The organism is Polaromonas sp. P1_G4 (assembly GCF_056405475.1).
Map to the genome: position 1 here is coordinate 1 of NZ_JBFUCA010000752.1, position 1,540 is coordinate 1,540.

1 protein-coding gene and 1 pseudogene are annotated in these 1,540 nt (G+C 57.3%); one reads left to right on the top strand and one right to left on the bottom strand.

Annotated elements, in window-relative coordinates:
- A pseudogene (locus tag AC1D1X_RS23005) lies at positions 1–113 on the bottom strand (ferritin-like domain-containing protein); the annotation flags it as partial.
- A gap of 416 nt (positions 114–529) precedes the next feature.
- On the opposite strand from AC1D1X_RS23005, the gene AC1D1X_RS23010 reads away from it, so the two are divergent.
- On the top strand, positions 530–1,114 hold the full coding sequence (locus AC1D1X_RS23010) for a glutathione peroxidase (protein ID WP_477699299.1): 585 nt from the start codon (positions 530–532) through the stop codon (positions 1,112–1,114).
- Positions 1,115–1,540 lie beyond the last annotated feature (426 nt).

Here is a 1,540-nt window from a genome sequence, read left to right on the forward strand (position 1 = left end):
GTCTGGGCCTGCTCGTCGGTCAGCTTGGACGCGTCAAAACTTGCCCATGGAATGTCCTTGTCCATGTCCCAGCGGACGGATTCAAGTTGTTTGAACAGTTCGGGATAAAGCATGAGAACTCCTTCGCAAGGGATATGCAGATATATCTGCCTCGGATGTCCTGCGGGAGCATCCTGGGTACTTGTAACGATTTTAGGCGGCTAATGTGACAACGGGCGACTTATGCGCTATTTACCGGCAAATCAGGGTAATTCGGACCCCATTCCGGCGTGTTGGACCACACAAGTGCTCTTTTTCGGACTGCATTGTGCCAAATAAAGCCATGCAGACCCTGGATAGTCCGGGGCTGAATTCCCGCTGAATCCATTCACCGCGATACGGGCGTATCGTCAGGGCATGTTGTGAAACATGTATGACAGCGCCAGAATAAACCTGAATCAGCCCGATCACCAGCCCGCGAGTTTAGCCAATGACCGCCACTGCCATCTCTTGCGCCCCCCGCCGGGCGGCCCAGTTCCTTTTGCTGATCATGCTGGCTGCCCCTGCGCTGCTGGCCTCCGGCGGCGCGCTGGCAGCGCCACCGGCACCTGCCGTAGCGTCCGCCGGCCCCGCACCGGCAACCTGCCCCGCGCTGCTGCAGCAGACGTTTTTACGGTTGCAAGACGAAAGGCCGCAGACGCTCTGCCAATACAGCGGACAAGTGGTGGTCGTGGTCAACACTGCCAGCTTCTGCGGCTTTACCCCGCAGTACCAGGGGCTTGAAGCGCTCTACGCCAAATACAAAGACCGGGGCCTGGTGGTGCTGGGTTTTCCATCCAATGATTTTTCGCAGGAAACAGGCAGCAACAAGGAGATCGCGGACTTCTGCGAAAACACCTTCGGCRTGAAGTTCCCCATGTTCACCAAAACCAGCGTGACCGGAAAAGACGCCAATCCCCTGTTCCAGAAGCTGGCGGCCACAACAGGCACCACGCCGCGCTGGAATTTTTACAAATACGTCATTGCACGCGATGGTGTCGGCGTCACCAGCTTCAACTCCATGGCCGACCCGGCCGGCGGCGCGCTGGTCAAAGAAATCGAAAAACAGCTGGCCATCAAGCCCGCGGCMCGTTAACAAAAATTTACCTGAGGGATCTTTTATTTGCGGGAACTACCCCGCACTTGTGCTCTCATACTTCTGCAAGCGCGATTTGCCTTCACCGGTAGCGCTGGCAAGAGAACAGTTTCATTGTTGCGAAGCCTTCTGAGCCGTCCAGGTTCAGCTGCAATCCCGGGGCGCTCCTCCTCCTCCCTCCCTCCCTCGTTCGCGCCGGGGCGCTTCGCAGCATTTTTATATTCCGGCCCTTTGCCGGGCCAGGGCCAGCACATGCGTTGTGCCCGCCTGAAGTTCACCGCCGATGGCCTGGTGAACTTCCATCGTGATGACCGGGAAACCCGTAAAGCCCCGCAACCGCTATTATTTTGATAGCTGCTTGCGCTCGCTCTGATTAGGTCGGAGGCCATTTTGACGCCTGAAATCAGGCTGTCTCGACCTCAAAAC